Source organism: Cypionkella sp. (assembly GCF_030652235.1).
GTDB lineage: Bacteria > Pseudomonadota > Alphaproteobacteria > Rhodobacterales > Rhodobacteraceae > Cypionkella.
The window spans coordinates 45,576-60,723 of the sequence record NZ_JAUSBA010000016.1 but is presented as its reverse complement, the minus strand read 5'-3'; the positions used below and the strand labels follow the sequence as shown (position 1 = coordinate 60,723).

Genomic DNA, 15,148 nt, shown 5'->3' with positions numbered 1-15,148 from the left:
CTTGCGTCTTGGGAAAAGCCCGACGTCAGCACAAAATCTGACGCCGGACCATTGGTTTCTTGCGTTGGCAGACCCGCGCGGGGCAGGTCTGCCTGCTGTGCCGATTATTGGCAGGCAGCAACGCCTTCCATAGCGCCTTCGCAGGCTTCTTCTTTGCTGATGTGGCCGCCGTCGATGGCGAGGTTCAGCGTGTCTTTGGTGATCGCGGTGGGCGTCAGCAGGATTGCGTTCATTTCAACGCCTTTTTCGCCATCGCTGAACTTGGTCGCGCCAGCAATCGCGTCAATCGCGGTGCCTGCTGCCAGTTGTGCCGCGATTTCGCCAGCCGCTTTGCCAAGTTGACGCGAGTCTTTCCACACCGAAACGGTCTGGGTGCCACGTGCCACACGGTTGATTGCCGCCAAATCGCCGTCTTGGCCGCCAAGCGGAACCACAATGCCCTGAGCCGACAAAGCTGCCGAAGCACCGCCCGCCATACCGTCGTTTTCAGCCAGAACGGCGTCCACGGCGTTGTTGTTGGCGGTCAGGATCTGCTCCATGTTCTTCTGAGCATTCTCCGGCTTCCAACCATCGGTGTAGACTTCGCCGACGATCTTGATGGTGCCGGCTTTCACAGCCTCACCAATGACCTGCTCCATCCCTGCGCGCAGGAAGTCAGCGTTCGGATCACCGGGGTCGCCCTTGATGATGGCGTAGTTGCCATCGGGTTTGGCCTTCATGACTTCTTCCGCGATGATCTTGCCAACGCCAACGTTGTCGAAGGTCAGGTAGAAGGCGCGGGCGTCTTCGATCAGACGGTCGTAGCCTACAACCGGGATGCCTTCGGCCACGGCTTTCTCGATGGCCGGACCAATCGCGTCTTTGTCCCACGCGTTGATGATCAGAACATTGGCGCCCTGAGCGATCAGCGCGTCAACGTCCGACAGTTGTTTTTCCGACGACGATTGCGCGTCCGCCGAAATATATTCGTCGCCAGCGGCTTCGATCGCGGCCTTCATTGCGGCTTCGTCGATCTTCCAACGCTCTTCTTGGAACTGCGCCCAAGACACGCCAATTTTCTTGCCTTCTGCCAAAGCAGCCGACGAGAAACCCGCTGCGGCGATGACCGCAAGCATAATGACCTTACGCATTTTTATCCTCCCTATGGATTCGGCCAGCGTATGACCTGTTCCGCAGATTCGCTAGAACTGACGGAAAATTGCCGCGAATAAATTCAGTTGTCAAAATAAAACTGATGCGCGAGAACGGAACGGCCGGAATATCTTGCAAATCTGCGCTGCATTGCAGCAATAATAGATCGTGTGAGAACAATTTCGCCTTGTTTTTGTTCGGAGATCAAATAAATGGCTGGTTTTGGCGGTGCAGCAGAGCCGGATATGGCGAGCATGGGCTGTGGCCCATTGATTCCGCCCTTGTCCGAATCGATGCGGCCTTTGCGCCAGCAGGTGTTTGAACGGGTGCGGGCCTCGGGGCTGATTGCGCGGGTGCAGGTGGCGAAGGATCTTGGCGTCTCGCCTGCTTCGGTGACCACGATCACCTCGGAATTGATCGAGGCTGGCTTGATCGAAGAGGTCAGCGCGCCGCGTGATCCTGAACTGGGGCGCGGGCGGCCTGCGGTGGCTTTGGGGGTGCGGGCCGGGGCGCATCTGGTGGCGGGGATGAAGATGTCCGACCGCGAGCATTCGGCGGTGGTGGTGGATTTCGCGGGCAATCTGTTGGCGAATGAGGTGGTGCCGCGCGGGCCGGGCCCGATGCCGTTGTCAGACATGCTCAACGCGATAGAGGCACTGCTGGACCGGGTCTGCCAGAAGGCCGGGATCGCGCGCGCAGGTCTGGCCGGGGTTGGCATTGGCCTGCCGGGTTTTGTCGATCAGACCGAGGGGGTGGTGCTGTGGTCATCGACCCTGACCGAGCGGGCGGTGCCTTTGGCCGAGGCCGCGCAGGCGCGGCTGGGCCTGCCCGTCAGCATCGACAATGACGCCAATCTGGTGGCATTGGCCGAATTGTGGTTCGGCGCGGGGCGCAGTTTGGCCGATTTCGCGGTGGTGACGTTTGAGCACGGCGTCGGCATGGGCTTTGTGATGAACCACCGGATCTATCGCGGATCGCAGCGCTTGGGCATGGAATTGGGCCATACCAAGGTGCAGTTGGATGGTGCCTTGTGCCGCTGCGGCCAAAGGGGGTGTTTGGAGGCTTATGTCGCTGACTATGCTTTGGCGCGCGAGGCGACCACGGCGCTGAATTGGGGGCATCGTGATGGGCAGTCGATTTCGGTGCTGCTGGAGAGTCTCTATGATCACGCGCAGGCCGGCGATGCCACGGCACGCAGCATTTTTCGCCGTGCCGGGCGGTATCTGGCGGTGGGCTTGGCGAATGTGGTCAATTTGTTTGATCCGGCGCTGATCATTCTGTCCGGTGAGCGGCTGAAGTTTGACTACCTTTATGCCGCCGAAACCTTGGCCGAGATGGACAATTTGGTGATCAACACCGGGCGTCCGCGTCCGCCGATTGAGATCCACGCTTGGGGCGATCTTTTGTGGGCGCATGGCGCGGCTGCCTTGGCATTGTCTGCGGTGACCGAGCGGATTTTGACCGCGCCGCGCGAGATGGCCGCGCAGTAATTTTTAACGGGCGACAAGATTTAGCCACAACATGTTGTGGAAAACCCCAACAAAGTGATCCAAAACCACAAATGCATCCCAGCTGGGAGAACCAATTTGACTACAATTCATCAACGGCACCGCTCACAATATCGCACGTCATTCTGTTCAGATTTTATGACCCGCCATTCAGCTTGGCGGTGAAATCCGCCAGATGCGGCACATAATCCTCTGCGCCATCACCGCCATTCGCCATCGCATAGGCAAAGGCGTTTTTCGCAGCCGACGACATGCTGGTGACGACCTTGGCATCATTCGCCATCGACTCCAGATACCGCAGGTCTTTGTAGGCATTGCTGATGGTAAAGCGGTGCGCTTCGCGGTTGCCCTCTAACGCGCAGGCCATGAAGGTTTGGTAAAACCCGCAATCCATCCGCCCGCCGCGAATAACGCTGTCAAACTTGGCAATCGGGATGCCAACCTTTTCCGACAGCGCAATCGCTTCGGCATAGATTGCCGCATAGCCCAGCGAGATAAAATTGTTCAGAAGTTTCATGCGATGGCCATCACCTACGCCGCCGATATGCACGATCTTGCCCGCCCAAGTCGCGATGATCGGTTGGACGCGCTCGAACACCTTCGCGTCGGCCCCTACCATGCAATCCAGCGTCCCTGCCCAAGCCTCTTTCGGCGTGCGCGACAGCGGCGCGTCGGCAAAATCAACCCCAATGGCGGCCAATTCGCGCGCCAACCGTTCCGTCACCACCGGATCAGAGGTTGAGCAATCCACAATCACCGCGCCGCGCGAAAGCCCCGGTTTCAACGCAGCCACCACTTCCTCCACCTGCGGCGAGCCGGACAGACACAGAAAAATCACATCAGATCCACTGGCCAGATCGCCCAGCGATGCTGCCTCAGCAGCCCCGCGCCCAACCAAATCCTCAACCGGGGCACGGTTGCGATGCGCGTAGACCGACAGCGGATAGCCCTTGGCCACGATATTCGCCGCCATGCCCTGACCCATCAGCCCCAACCCAACAAATCCCACTCGCGCCTGTGCCATACTCGCCCCCAATGTTTGGGGCAGAGTTGCATCGCGGCGGCGGAGTTTCAAGCGGGGTCATTGTTTTAGCCAGAGCGTCAAGCGGGCCCAGAACGCAAAAGGCAGGCCGCGTTGGCCTGCCTTTCGTGATGGATCAGCTTATTTGGCCTGCTCTGCCGACATCAGCGGGTTGCGGCTTGAAAGGCTGCCTTCGGGGGCAAAAATGATCACCATAACCCCGATATAGGCCAAACCAAACACAACCAGAGCAAGATAAGTAGCGCGCCGAGACGGGCGCTGAGACATGGTCTGAGTCATTTGAACATCCTGTGCAGCTTTGGATGGATCGTGTCGATACATTATCAAGCTTTTGTGAGTCGCGAAAGCATTATTAATCTATCAAATATATCGTGATTGATTCTGACGGCGGAAAAAGGCGGTTTTCGCAGTGATTTCTGGAGTTTCAGAGCTGTTGATCCATCGGCGATAGTTGGCTTGCGGCTGGCTCAGGCGGCAATCCCCTGCGAAACCGTCACGCAGGGGCTTTGGTGTCAAGTTTTTTTACAATCCCGCTTCGCGCGGATTGATTCCTTTTTCCACGCCAGTTAGGTCTTGGAGATGATTACACAAAAGATGAAATATGCGTTGAAAGCGCTGTTGGTGTTGGCGGATGCGGCAGCGATGCCCGCGCCCGAGGCCTTGACGATCGAAGTGATCGCCAAGCGCTCTGGCACGCCGAAGCGATTTTTGGAGCATATCCTTTTGGAAGTGCGCAACGTGGGCATCATCGCCTCGACCCGTGGGCGCTCGGGCGGCTATCAGTTGATCAAACCGCCTGCCGAGATTTCGATTTCGGAACTGCTGCGGCTGATTGACGGGCCGATTGCGCCCTTGCCGTGCCTGTCGCGCCGCGCCTATCAGCGCTGCGAGGATTGCGCGGATGAGGAAAGCTGCCGGATCCGCAAGGTGTTTGCCGATATTTTCTGGTCTTACCTGCTGCTGATCGAATCGCTGACCTTGGCGGATATGCTGCGCTCGGGTGCGGTGGCTGCCCAAGTGCTAAGCGAGCCTTTGGCGTCTTAAGCGCTGCGTTTAGTCCTGCAACGCCGTGACTTCGCGGCGGAACGGCAAAGCGTCACCGAGATCGGGCATATCCAATTCGCGGGCATAGCGGTGGCCGGCATAGGTTGCCCAAGCAATCGGGCCAGGGGCGCAGGCATCGCCGATCAGCTTGACCGACAGGATGCCCGCATCGGCCCAATCCGCGGCGCGCGTTTGCAGATCGCGGTAAAGCTGGTCTTGGGCGATTCGGCTGGCAACCATCACGACGGATTCCGCGTCGATATGGCCTTCGATGCCAGTGTAGACGCAGGCGGTGGTAACGCCTTGATCACTCAGCGAAACCACGCCAGTGTTAAGTACGATCTTGACGCCAGCCGCTGCCAGTTTGCGATGGATCGAAGCTTGTTCGAGGGTGTTCAGCGTCCAATCCGAGACATAGGCTGAGGGGGTGATCAGCGTTACATCGCAGCCGTTTTGCGCCAGAAGTTCCGCCAAAACCCCGCCCATATAGTAGTGATCGTCATCAAATACCGTGACTTGGCCTTTCGGCAAACGCCCTGCCATGAGATCATCCGGAGTGTAAACGGGCAGACCTTGGTTCGGGATTGGTTCGACATGCATCCGGGCCACGCCATCGGCGCGCCAGAGTGCTCCTGTGGCGATGGCTACATGCTGAAAGCCAAAGCCGAGGATGTCTTCGGCGCTGAGGCGGCTGTCGAAATAGGTTTCGACATTCGGGCGCTGGCTGATCTGATAGGCGCGGTAATCGGCCACGCGACCCCAAGCCGACAGCCCGGGCAGCAGGCGTTCCTTGGCGACGCGGCCACCAAGTGTCGTGGTGGCTTCGGCCAAGGCCACATCATAGCCCCTTAGAGACAGCGCGCGGGCGGCTTCCAGACCTGCCGGACCAGCGCCGACGATCAGCACGTTTTGGCTGGGGCCTTTGGCGTTCATCTTTTCCGGGTGCCAGCCCTTGCGCCATTCCTCCATGAAGGTCGGGTTCTGCGTGCAGCGTGAAATGCTTTGCGTCATGTCGCCCGTGACACAGATATTGCAGCCGATACATTCGCGGATATCCTCAATCCGGCCTTCTTCGATCTTTTTCGGCAGGAACGGATCGGCAATGGAAGGCCGGGCGCAGCCGATGAAATCAAGCGTGCCTTGGCGGATCATTTTCGCCATCACATCGGGGCTGGTGAAACGACCGACGCCGACCACAGGGCGGTTGGTCAGCTCGCGGATGCCTGTGACAAGGGTTTCCTGTGCTGCTTCTTCCTTGAAGCGGCTTGGCCCCGAGCACTCCTCCCAGGTGCCTTGGGCCAGATCCCACAGGTCGGGCAGATCGCCGTTCATCGCGATGAAATCGCGCAACTCGGCGTTGGAAAAGCCAAGCTTTCCAATCTGTTCATCCAAGGAGACCCGCATGGTCAAAGCCATGGTATCGCCGACCGCTTCGCGCATATCGGACAGCACTTCGCGGGCGAAACGCGAACGGTTTTCCAAGCTGCCGCCATATTCATCGCTGCGCTGATTGGTGGCGCGGCTTAGGAAATGTTGAAATATTCCAAAGCCATGCGCGCCGTAGAGGCAGATCAGATCAAAGCCCGCGATCTGGCTACGCTTGGCCGCGTTCACAAACCAGCGCCGCAGGTTCTTGATGTCGGTTTTATCAAGCCCGCGCGCCTGTACCGGATCATTAGTGAAGGTGCGAATGGGGCCGGGCGACACCGCCATTGGCACCTCTTTGGAGTAGAAATTCGGGCCGTTTATGCCGGAATAGGCGAGTTGGATGCCAGCAAGCCCGCCATGGGTTTTCATTGCTGCTGCCATCTTGGCGATGGCGGGAATGTCCTGGTCTTCCCACAGCCGCAGTTCGATAAACGGCGTGATTTCAGAGCTATGGTGCATCTCGGTCTGTTCGGTGAAAATCACGCCCCAGCCACCCTCGGCCTTGATGCCACGCATCGCGGCCGCCGCGGAGGGGTCACGGTAGCCCGCGCCGTTGCAATGTGGCACCTGATAGAAGCGGTTTTTGGCGACAAGCGGGCCGATGGCCAGCGGCTGAAACAGAATGTCATAGCGAGGATCGCGCACGGGGATGCCTTTCGGGTGGGTGGCAGCACTTTGGCTGGATCGGCTTTAGCGTAAAGGACGCAAAGGTGAAGCGTAAGTTAGGTTGCGCCTTAGCTGCTGCGCGGCACTTTCAAATGCAGGCCGGGCGTGGAATCCAGTGTGATCTCGGCGCGGGCGTGGTCGATGAAGGCTTGCACGGTTAACGAAATCCCCGCACCTTCAGCCAAGGCAAGGCCAAGTTTCATCGGGCGTACGGCACCTGTGAGGGGCACATAGCGCAGGCGGCGGCCATCGGGGGCAGCGTCGGTCAGGGGGCGGATATTGGCGATGGAATAGCCAAAGCCATTGGCGACCATTGACTGCATGACGCCCATATCGCGGGTGCGCTCGACGATGTTGGGGCGCAGATTGTTGGCGGTGAAATGCGACAGGAAATAGTCCGATGACAGTGGCAGATCGAGCAGGATCATCGGATATTCCGCCAGATCGCGCGGGGTGACGTGATCGCGGTTGGCTAGCGTATGGCTGGGCGGCATCACTGCATACGGGGGCAGGGTGACCAGCGGGATGAAGCTGAGATCAGACGGAATATCAAGATCATAGGTCAGCGCAATGTCGAGATGGGCCGAACGCAGTGCTGCGAAGATTTCGACCTGGTTGAGTTCGACTTGGGTGAAATCCACCTCGGGGTAGGCCTGCACGAAACTGTGGCGCAGTTGCGGTAAAACCATTTGCGCGAAGGTAACAAGGCAGCCGACGCTGAGGGGGCCGCGCACCTTGCCGGTGATTTGGTTCGCCAGTTCGTTCAGCCTGCCGGCCTCGGTCAGCACTTGCTTGGCTTGGGCGACGAATTGCTTGCCGCCTTGCGTCAGGGACATGCCATGCGCGTGTTTGCGCACAAACAGGGCGAGGCCGAATTCTGCCTCTAGCTGTGAGATCGCGGCCGAGATCGAGGGGCTGGAGACGTTAACCTTTTCGGCCGCAAGTGCGATCGAGCCGCTGTCGCCGACGGCGACGAGATATTCCAACTGACGAAGCGTGAAGTGAAGCGGCATCTGGGGCTGTTCCCGGCTTTGGATTAGGGGCAGCCTAAGCATTCGCGATACCTGCGGCAAATCTATTCGTCGCCGGGGACACCGTAAGACGGGGCCTGGGTGGGGTCTTGCGCGCGCTGCACATAGGCGGCCATCTGCGGGCGGTAGATTTGCCAAGCGGCTTCGAGTGCTTGGATCGGGGTATCGGACCAGTCGATGCGCAGATCGACCAAGGGCCAGTCGAGTGTGTCGGCAATTTTCATGCCAGCGGAATGCACAGGGCCAGCCTCACCGCCTGCCGCCAGACCTGCGGCGAGGGCTGCTAGCAGACGGTCGCCGAGATGGCCTTTTGCGCCTTCAAACGCACCTATCATTGCGACTGGGATGGTCGGATTGGCCAGCAGATTGCCGCCTGCGGCGCAGTCTTTGCCTTGGACTTCGCCCCAGATGCCAAGGACTTGGGTGCCAGAGTGGATGGCGGTTTTTCCTTGAGCGTCTATCACCAGAAGTTGTCTGTAATCAATGTGTTGACGGTCTACGGTGATGTCCGCCAAAGCCAGATATGCCGATTTGCCCTTGGCCAGTTCGTCCAGCAGCAGCGCGCCTAAAGCCGGGTCGGTGATATTCTGGCTGGCCACCGCCCCTACGCCCGCCCGCACATGCGCGCAGCGGGCGGCGACGGCGGGGGAGGAGGACGCGATCACCATGCCAAATTGTCCGGTTTTGGCGCAGCGGGCGATTAGGGAGAAGGTCATATGTCATCCTTTTGGCCAAGTGCCGGGGGTTTCAAACCCCCGGACCCCTGTGGAGTAATTACACCAAGGTGAAAGTATTAGGGATTGATAGGTTTGGATTAGTCCGGGATCACGGCAGTTGCGTCAATCTCGACTAGCCAGTCGGGTCGGGCGAGGGCCACAACCGTCAGCCCCGTGCAAACCGGATGCACGCCTTTAATATATTCGCCCATCACGCGGTAGACGGGTTCGCGGTGGCGCACGTCGGTGAGGTAGACCACCAGCTTGACCAGATGCTCCATCCGCCCGCCAGCTTCTTCGATCATCTGTTTGATATTGCTCATGACTTTATGGGTTTGTTCAGCGGGATCGTGACTGCCGAGGTTCTCGGCGGTATCCAGGTCTTGCGGGCAAGCGCCACGGAAATACAGCGTGGTGCCGCCACGGGTGGCGACGAGATGGCAGAGGTCGTTGTCAAGGTTCTGCTCGGGGTAGGTGACTTTGGTATTGAATTTACGGTAGCGGGTGATGGTCATTTTGTCCTGCTGGGTTGGAGCGTTTTCGAGTCAGGCCGGGATGCGGCTGGCGAGATATTGGGCGAATTCAAAATTTGGCCGCTCTAGATGCGACAGCGGGCCGGGGCTAGCCATGCGGGACAACAGGCCGCGATAGACTTTCTCGGTGCAACCTTTGTCTTCGATGTTCACGTCATCCAGCAGCGCCTTGACGGTGGCGAGATGGGTCTGCGCGTCGGGGTCGGCGATCCAGTCGGCGGACATCCCACCGCCGAACAGCACGTTGACATGGCCGGGGCCGTCGGGTGTCAGCGACAGATACCAAAAATAACCCGGCGTCAGGGTGATCAGCAGCGATGGGTAGATCGCCAAAAGCCAAGTGATGCGGCGCTGATCGTCTTGCAACGTGGTGTTGCTGGGGTGCGCGAGCGCCAGCGGCACGGTGTCATTCTTGATGATCCAGTGGTAGTTGAAGGCCGGATCGCCCTCTGGACAGGTCATCAGATTGAGATCGCACGAGCCGCCGATGGTGCCAGAATGGCAAACCGGCAGGTGGTAGGATTCCATGAAATTCTCGGCCAGAACCTTCCAGTTGGTCGCCCAGCGAAATTCCTCGCGGAAGGTTTCGGTATAGGTCGACATATCAAGATAACCGACCAGATTCTCGACACCTTGCAAGCTGGTAGCGAGAGAAGCGGCCTCTGGGTTCAATGAAACCATGATCCAGCCCAGCCAGACCTCGCAGCGGATTTGCGGCAGCGCGATGTCGGTTTTGCAGAAGCCTTCGTTCTGTGCCATAGCGGGGGCACCGCGCAAACTGCCGTCAAGGTTATAGGTCCAGGCGTGATAGGGGCAGACGATGGCGCGAGTGTTGCCACGGCCTTGTAGCAGGGTGGACATCCGGTGGCGGCAGACGTTGGACATCGCGCGGATGGCACCGTCGCGGTCGCGCAGCACGATCACCGGCTCGCCTGCGATCTGCATGGTCAGATAATCGCCGGGATTGGCGAGGGTTTCTGCGCGGCCCGCACAAAGCCAGTCTTGCGCGAAGATGTGTTTCTGCTCCTGCGCCAGAAAGGCATCGCTGGTGTAGAGCGATTTCGGCATCGCATGGGCTTGGGTAAACGGCACCGAGACATTGGCGTGCAACTCGGCGGCGGGGGTGAGGCTGTGATGCTGGTTCATGGCGTGCTCGCGGCTGAGGGCTTGATGACTGATCTTTGCCCGAAAGCGGCGCTGCAGGCTATCAGTGTTTTGCTCAGCTTTGCTTAGGCGGGGGTTAAGCCAATCTGCGAGGTGGCTTTGGGTGCAGCCTAATCAGTGCTGCGTGAAATCCTTATTTCTGACGGCCTGCGTCTGGCCTACACCAAACGCAACCGCCCCAGGGGCCAGCCACAGAAAAGGACGCCGCGATGCCCGTTGAACATATTGACACGCTGATCATTGGCGGCGGACAGGCGGGGCTGGCGATGAGCGCACAGTTACGGGAACGCGGGGTGCCGCATCTGGTGCTGGAGCGGCACCGGATTGCCGAGCGGTGGCGATCAGAGCGCTGGGATTCGTTGGTGGCGAATGGACCGGCTTGGCATGACCGCTTCCCGATCCTGACCTTTGATGAAATCGACCCGGATGCTTTCGCGCCAAAAGAACAGATTGCGGCGTATTTTGAGGCGGTGGCCGAGAAGATCGCAGCGCCGATCCGCTGTGGGGTCGAGGTGACGTCGTTGCAGCCATCGGGAGAGGGGTTTGTGGCCGAAACCTCGGCGGGCCGGGTTGAGGCGCGCAATGTGGTGGTGGCGACGGGGCCGTTTCAGAAGCCGTTGATCCCGACCTTGGTGCCGGACAGTGCTGGCCTCGTGCAGATGCATTCCAATGCCTATCGCAATCCGGGCCAGTTGCCAGAGGGGGCGGTGCTGGTGGTGGGGGCGGGGTCTTCGGGGGCGCAGATCGCCGACGAATTGATGCGGGCGGGCAAGAAGGTTTACCTGTCGGTTGGGCCGCATGATCGGCCGCCGCGCGCGTACCGGGGCCGTGATTTTGTCTGGTGGCTGGGGGTTTTGGGGCAGTGGGATGCACGGGTGAAGGCGCCGGGGACCGAGCATATCACGATCGCGGTTTCCGGAGCGCGGGGCGGGCATACGGTGGATTTTCGACGGCTGGCGGCGGGGGGGATGACCTTGCTGGGACGTGTTGGGGCATATCGCGACGGGGTGTTGCAGGTGGGCGGGGATCTGGGGGAGAACATCCGGCGCGGGGATGAAAATTATCTCGCGACGCTGGACCTGGCGGATGCTTACGCGGCGGCTGAGGGGTTGGATATGCCGTTGGAGCCGGAGGCGCGACTGATTGGGCCAGACCCGGATTGTGTGACGCATCCGATTTTGGCGCTGGATTTGAAGGCGGCGGGGGTGACGTCGATCATTTGGGCGACCGGGTTTGGGCTGGATTATGGTTGGTTGAAGGTTGAGGCTTTCGATGAAAAGGGTCGGCCTGCGCATGATCGGGGGGTGTCGGGGGTGTCGGGGCTGTATTTTCTCGGGCTGCCGTGGCTGTCTCGGCGGGCGTCTCCGTTCATCTGGGGGGTCTGGCATGATGCCGATTATTTGGCGGGGCATATCGCGGCGCGGTGAGGTGTCCACGCGTGGACAAAGAGCCGGTGCGTGTAAAAACAAGGCCTTAGCGGGGCCTTGTTTACTTGGTGTTAACGCTTTGCTCAGGTGACGAGGCTGCGTTGCTCGGGCAGCCCCATTGAGATCAGCAGCGGATTGGCGGCTTGGCGCGATTGAAAATCTGCTTTGCTGGAGAGGCCCTGCCAGTGGGCGAGGATCAGGCTTTGCGCGACAGCACCCCCAAGTGTGGTGCCGGGGCCCGCGATGATGAACAGGTCGGGGGCAAATTCGCGGGCGCATGTGCGGATGGCGGCGGTGAAATCGTAGGGCTCGGTGACTTGGTGGCCGAGGGTGTAGTCGTAAAGATCGGCAGTGCGGGTTGAGCCGGGCCACCAGATCTGGCCGCGCCCGTCGATCAGCGGTTTTTGCGGTTGTTGGAACAGGGTTGCAGGCAGGGCTGCGCGGCCTTGGGCGGCCACAGGGGCTTGCAGGGCGGTGTGGAAGGCGGCGTGATTGGCCAGACGCATCGGGAAGCGGGATTGCTCGGGCGAGACGATTGCCTCGAAGGCTTTCAGGCCGGATTCGTTGCCTGCGAGGACCAACATACCACCAAGGTCGATCGACAAGCTTAGGATGTGGTCGGGGCGGGTGTTGATGTCTGCCACTATCGCGAGAAGTTCGGCGCGGCGGCTCGGGTTGCGGTGCCAGTTTTCATCCATGAAGGGGTGAATGATCTGGCCGCCGATCAGGCTTTGCTGCATCAACGTGCCCATGGTGTTGACGACTTCAAAACCGTTTTCGGGCGTGAGCGCGCCGGCACAGGCGAGGGCGGAATACCAGCCCATCGAATTGCCGGTTACGGCTGTGATTTCAACGTTTTGCAGGGACAGTGCGTCGCCCAGCGTGCAGGCATAGATCAGGGCGGAGGCGTTGTCGCCCCTTGTGTGTTTTGAGACGGAGTAAGTGGGCGCGCTGTCGAGGGCGGTCAGGGTTTCTTGGTTCAGGGCCGTGCGGCGGGCGTCGAAATGCGCCAGCAGTATGCGGTCGGGGAAACGGGTAAGGGAGCCCAGTTCGGTCTTGGTATAGCTGCCACGACCGGGGCAAATCAGGACGGCGGTTCTCATTTGCAAAGCTCCATGGCGGCGGCGGTGATACTGGCGGCTGATGGCATGGTGGCGGCATAGGCGGGGCCGGTGGCGATGAAGCTGTCAGTTGCCGTCAGGCGGGCGAGATTGGTGGGGGGGCCTTCGTGGAACAGCGCCATCAGCGCCTCGGCGACGCCGCCGGAATGGCGGGTTTCATCGACGATCAGGATGTTTTTGCAAGGCGCGGTGGCGGCGAGAAGGGCCTCGACGGGCAGTGGAGAAAGCCAGCGAGTGTCGATGATGCGGGTCTTGATGCCGGATGAATTTATGGCCGGAAGTGCTTGATGCGAAAGGTAATTTCCGTTGCCGAAGGTGACGATGGCGAGGTCGGTGCCGTCACCTTGCTGGCCAACTTCACCGAAGGCAATGCTTTGATCGGGGGCGGGGTAGCGTTGCATCCAGAGGCCGTCTTTGTCGCTGTGCAGGTCACGCATCGGGTAGAGGGCGATGGGCTCCAAGAACACCACGAGCCGCTGTTCTTCGCGGGCAAGCCGGGCACATTCGCGCAGCATTTTGGCCGCGTCGGCGCCGTTTGAGGGCACGGCAAGGATCAGGCCGGGAATGTCGCGCAGCACGGCAACCGAGTTGTCATTGTGGAAATGGCCGCCGAAGCCCTTTTGATAGCCAAGGCCCGCGATGCGCAGCACCATTGGGTTGGAATACTGGCCGTTGGAGAAGAACGGCAGGGTGGCGGCTTCACCGCGCAACTGATCCTCGGCGTTGTGCAGATAGGCGAGGAATTGGATTTCCGGGAACGGGATGAAGCCGTTTTGCGCCATGCCGATGGCAAGGCCGAGGATGCTTTGCTCATCCAGCAGGGTGTCGATCATGCGCGAGGGGCCGAAGCGTTGGGTCAGCTTTTGGGTGACGCCGTAGACGCCACCTTTGCGGCCCACGTCTTCGCCCATCATCACGATCTCGGGGTGGGTCAGCATCAGATCGGTCAGCGCCCAGTTGATCAGGCGCGACATGATTTGCGGTTCGTCCATCTGCTTCAGGTCGCTGCCGAAAGCGGCGGCTCGGGCATCGGGGCTGGGGCCGTTGCTAGGTTTGCACGGGCGGAGGGGCGGGATGATGGCGGCCATGACTTGGGCGGCGGTTTTCAGGTGGGGGTGGGTGGTGGCCTCGGCTGCGATGCGGGTGACGCGCCGGGCGGTATCGGTGTAGAGCTCAAGCGCTTGGGCAGCGGGAAGGGCCTGGGCTTGGTCGAGTTGGCGGACCATGTGCAGCAGGGGATCATGGGCTTCTTCGGCTTCGACCTCCTCGCGCGGCAGATAGGTGGTGGGCATATCCGCGCCCGCATGGCCGTAGAGGCGGATGGTTTTCAGGTGCAGGAAGACGGGTTTGCGGCGGGTGCGGACATACTGGGCGGCCTCTTGCGCGACTTTATATGTCTCGTAGATATCAAGGCCGTTGGCGTGGAAATACTTCAGGCCGGGGCGGTGTTTGAAGGAATTGGCGATCCAGCCGGTGGGGGTTTTGGTCGAGATGCCGATGCCGTTGTCCTCGCAGACGAACAGCAGCGGCAGGGGGAGGTTTTGGTAAGCCGTCCAGCCCGCAGCGTTGAACGCCCCTTGCGCGGTGGAATGGTTGGCCGAGGCGTCGCCAAAGCTGCAGTAGATAATGGCATCATCTGGAAGCTGGGCGTGATCGGGGCGGTTTTTCTTGGCAGCGCCAATGGCATAGGCAGCGCCGACGGCTTTGGGCAGGTGGGAAGCGATGGTCGAGGTTTGCGGCGGGATGTTCAGCGCTTTGCTGCCCAGAACCTTGTGGCGACCGCCCGAGATCGGGTCATCAGAAGAGGCTGCGAAGGACAAAAGCATGTCATAAGCGATGGTTTGCCCCGGCACTTGGCCCGCGCGGGCGATTTGAAAAGCAGCATCGCGGTAGTGCAGGAAGGCCATATCGGTGGGGCGCAGGGCGACGGCAACCGCCGCCAGCCCCTCGTGGCCGGACGAGCCGATGGTGTAGAATCCGGTGCCTTGGCGCTGCATTTCGCGCGAGGTGCGGTCCAGCGCGCGGCTGGTGCAGGCGGCGCGGTAAATCGCCACGGCGTCTTCGGGGGTGAGCGGGCCAGCGGGGGCGGCACCCTCGGGGAAGTCGCGGGCGGCTATTCGGCGCAGGAAGTTTTCGTGCACGATGACAGAGCGGCCCATGATCTTCTCCCGATTTGCCGCATTTTTAGCCGAAACAGCCCGGCTAAGATATTGAGAAGACAGCATGGGACTATGCAAAATCGGCATAGAGGCGGCTGGACTTATCGGCCCATGCGGTCTGGACATAAGAAGAAGCGGCGGTTTCCCGGATTATGTGCCAAACGGGGTTCGCGCGGTG

Annotated in this window: 13 protein-coding genes; 3 read left to right on the top strand and 10 right to left on the bottom strand. The window is 60.3% G+C overall.

Annotated elements, in window-relative coordinates; translation table 11 throughout:
• Positions 1-104 precede the first annotated feature (104 nt).
• Complete coding sequence (locus Q7V03_RS04165) at positions 105-1,130, bottom strand: substrate-binding domain-containing protein (RefSeq protein WP_304924348.1); 1,026 nt, start codon at positions 1,128-1,130, stop codon at positions 105-107.
• A 213-nt stretch (positions 1,131-1,343) separates the two neighbouring features.
• Between Q7V03_RS04165 and Q7V03_RS04160 the strand changes: the two genes are divergently transcribed.
• Positions 1,344-2,621: an ROK family transcriptional regulator gene (locus Q7V03_RS04160; RefSeq protein ID WP_304924347.1), complete on the top strand. Its 1,278-nt coding sequence runs from the start codon at positions 1,344-1,346 to the stop codon at positions 2,619-2,621.
• Between the two features lie 154 nt (positions 2,622-2,775).
• Here Q7V03_RS04160 and Q7V03_RS04155 read toward each other — a convergent pair whose 3' ends face one another.
• Complete coding sequence (locus Q7V03_RS04155) at positions 2,776-3,675, bottom strand: NAD(P)-dependent oxidoreductase (protein WP_304924391.1); 900 nt, start codon at positions 3,673-3,675, stop codon at positions 2,776-2,778.
• 126 nt (positions 3,676-3,801) lie between these two features.
• Positions 3,802-3,960, bottom strand: coding sequence for a hypothetical protein (locus Q7V03_RS04150; RefSeq protein ID WP_304924346.1), 159 nt, complete (start codon positions 3,958-3,960; stop codon positions 3,802-3,804).
• A 300-nt stretch (positions 3,961-4,260) separates the two neighbouring features.
• On the opposite strand from Q7V03_RS04150, the gene Q7V03_RS04145 reads away from it, so the two are divergent.
• Positions 4,261-4,725: an Rrf2 family transcriptional regulator gene (locus tag Q7V03_RS04145; protein WP_304924345.1), complete on the top strand. Its 465-nt coding sequence runs from the start codon at positions 4,261-4,263 to the stop codon at positions 4,723-4,725.
• A gap of 9 nt (positions 4,726-4,734) precedes the next feature.
• Here Q7V03_RS04145 and Q7V03_RS04140 read toward each other — a convergent pair whose 3' ends face one another.
• The 5 genes from Q7V03_RS04140 to Q7V03_RS04120 form a co-directional block, all read right to left on the bottom strand.
• Entirely contained in the window at positions 4,735-6,798 is a 2,064-nt protein-coding gene (locus Q7V03_RS04140) for an NAD(P)-binding protein (RefSeq protein ID WP_304924344.1), read from the bottom strand.
• A gap of 89 nt (positions 6,799-6,887) precedes the next feature.
• Positions 6,888-7,832, bottom strand: a complete 945-nt coding sequence (locus Q7V03_RS04135) for a LysR substrate-binding domain-containing protein (protein ID WP_304924343.1) — start codon at positions 7,830-7,832, stop codon at positions 6,888-6,890.
• A gap of 62 nt (positions 7,833-7,894) precedes the next feature.
• Positions 7,895-8,566 carry a DUF1028 domain-containing protein gene (locus Q7V03_RS04130; protein WP_304924342.1) on the bottom strand — a complete coding sequence of 224 codons (672 nt, stop codon included), beginning with the start codon at positions 8,564-8,566 and terminating at the stop codon, positions 7,895-7,897.
• Between the two features lie 98 nt (positions 8,567-8,664).
• On the bottom strand, positions 8,665-9,081 hold the full coding sequence (locus tag Q7V03_RS04125; RefSeq protein WP_304924341.1) for a RidA family protein: 417 nt from the start codon (positions 9,079-9,081) through the stop codon (positions 8,665-8,667).
• Positions 9,082-9,111: 30 nt separating this feature from the next.
• Positions 9,112-10,245, bottom strand: a complete 1,134-nt coding sequence (locus tag Q7V03_RS04120; RefSeq protein WP_304924340.1) for an aromatic ring-hydroxylating dioxygenase subunit alpha — start codon at positions 10,243-10,245, stop codon at positions 9,112-9,114.
• A 227-nt stretch (positions 10,246-10,472) separates the two neighbouring features.
• Here Q7V03_RS04120 and Q7V03_RS04115 point away from each other — a divergent pair, with 227 nt between their 5' ends.
• Complete coding sequence (locus Q7V03_RS04115) at positions 10,473-11,690, top strand: NAD(P)/FAD-dependent oxidoreductase (RefSeq protein ID WP_304924339.1); 1,218 nt, start codon at positions 10,473-10,475, stop codon at positions 11,688-11,690.
• A gap of 83 nt (positions 11,691-11,773) precedes the next feature.
• On the opposite strand, the gene Q7V03_RS04110 is transcribed toward Q7V03_RS04115, so the two are convergent.
• Positions 11,774-12,793: an ACP S-malonyltransferase gene (locus Q7V03_RS04110; protein WP_304924338.1), complete on the bottom strand. Its 1,020-nt coding sequence runs from the start codon at positions 12,791-12,793 to the stop codon at positions 11,774-11,776.
• The gene (locus Q7V03_RS04105) at positions 12,790-14,970 is read right to left on the bottom strand and encodes a dehydrogenase E1 component subunit alpha/beta (RefSeq protein WP_304924337.1); all 2,181 of its coding nucleotides are present in this window, start codon (positions 14,968-14,970) and stop codon (positions 12,790-12,792) included. The genes Q7V03_RS04110 and Q7V03_RS04105 overlap by 4 nt, the downstream gene beginning before the upstream one ends.
• Between the last annotated feature and the right edge of the window lie 178 nt (positions 14,971-15,148).

What these genes read in the sequence shown, in the direction of transcription:
- Q7V03_RS04165 (WP_304924348.1), bottom strand. Translation starts at nt 1,130, where the DNA reads ATGCGTAAGGTCATTATGCTTGCGGTCATCGCCGCAGCGGGTTTCTCG.
- Q7V03_RS04115 (WP_304924339.1), top strand. Translation starts at nt 10,473, where the DNA reads ATGCCCGTTGAACATATTGACACGCTGATCATTGGCGGCGGACAGGCG.
- Q7V03_RS04120 (WP_304924340.1), bottom strand. Translation starts at nt 10,245, where the DNA reads ATGAACCAGCATCACAGCCTCACCCCCGCCGCCGAGTTGCACGCCAAT.
- Q7V03_RS04130 (WP_304924342.1), bottom strand. Translation starts at nt 8,566, where the DNA reads ATGACCTTCTCCCTAATCGCCCGCTGCGCCAAAACCGGACAATTTGGC.
- Q7V03_RS04160 (WP_304924347.1), top strand. Translation starts at nt 1,344, where the DNA reads ATGGCTGGTTTTGGCGGTGCAGCAGAGCCGGATATGGCGAGCATGGGC.
- Q7V03_RS04105 (WP_304924337.1), bottom strand. Translation starts at nt 14,970, where the DNA reads ATGGGCCGCTCTGTCATCGTGCACGAAAACTTCCTGCGCCGAATAGCC.
- Q7V03_RS04145 (WP_304924345.1), top strand. Translation starts at nt 4,261, where the DNA reads ATGATTACACAAAAGATGAAATATGCGTTGAAAGCGCTGTTGGTGTTG.
- Q7V03_RS04110 (WP_304924338.1), bottom strand. Translation starts at nt 12,793, where the DNA reads ATGAGAACCGCCGTCCTGATTTGCCCCGGTCGTGGCAGCTATACCAAG.
- Q7V03_RS04125 (WP_304924341.1), bottom strand. Translation starts at nt 9,081, where the DNA reads ATGACCATCACCCGCTACCGTAAATTCAATACCAAAGTCACCTACCCC.
- Q7V03_RS04150 (WP_304924346.1), bottom strand. Translation starts at nt 3,960, where the DNA reads ATGACTCAGACCATGTCTCAGCGCCCGTCTCGGCGCGCTACTTATCTT.
- Q7V03_RS04135 (WP_304924343.1), bottom strand. Translation starts at nt 7,832, where the DNA reads ATGCCGCTTCACTTCACGCTTCGTCAGTTGGAATATCTCGTCGCCGTC.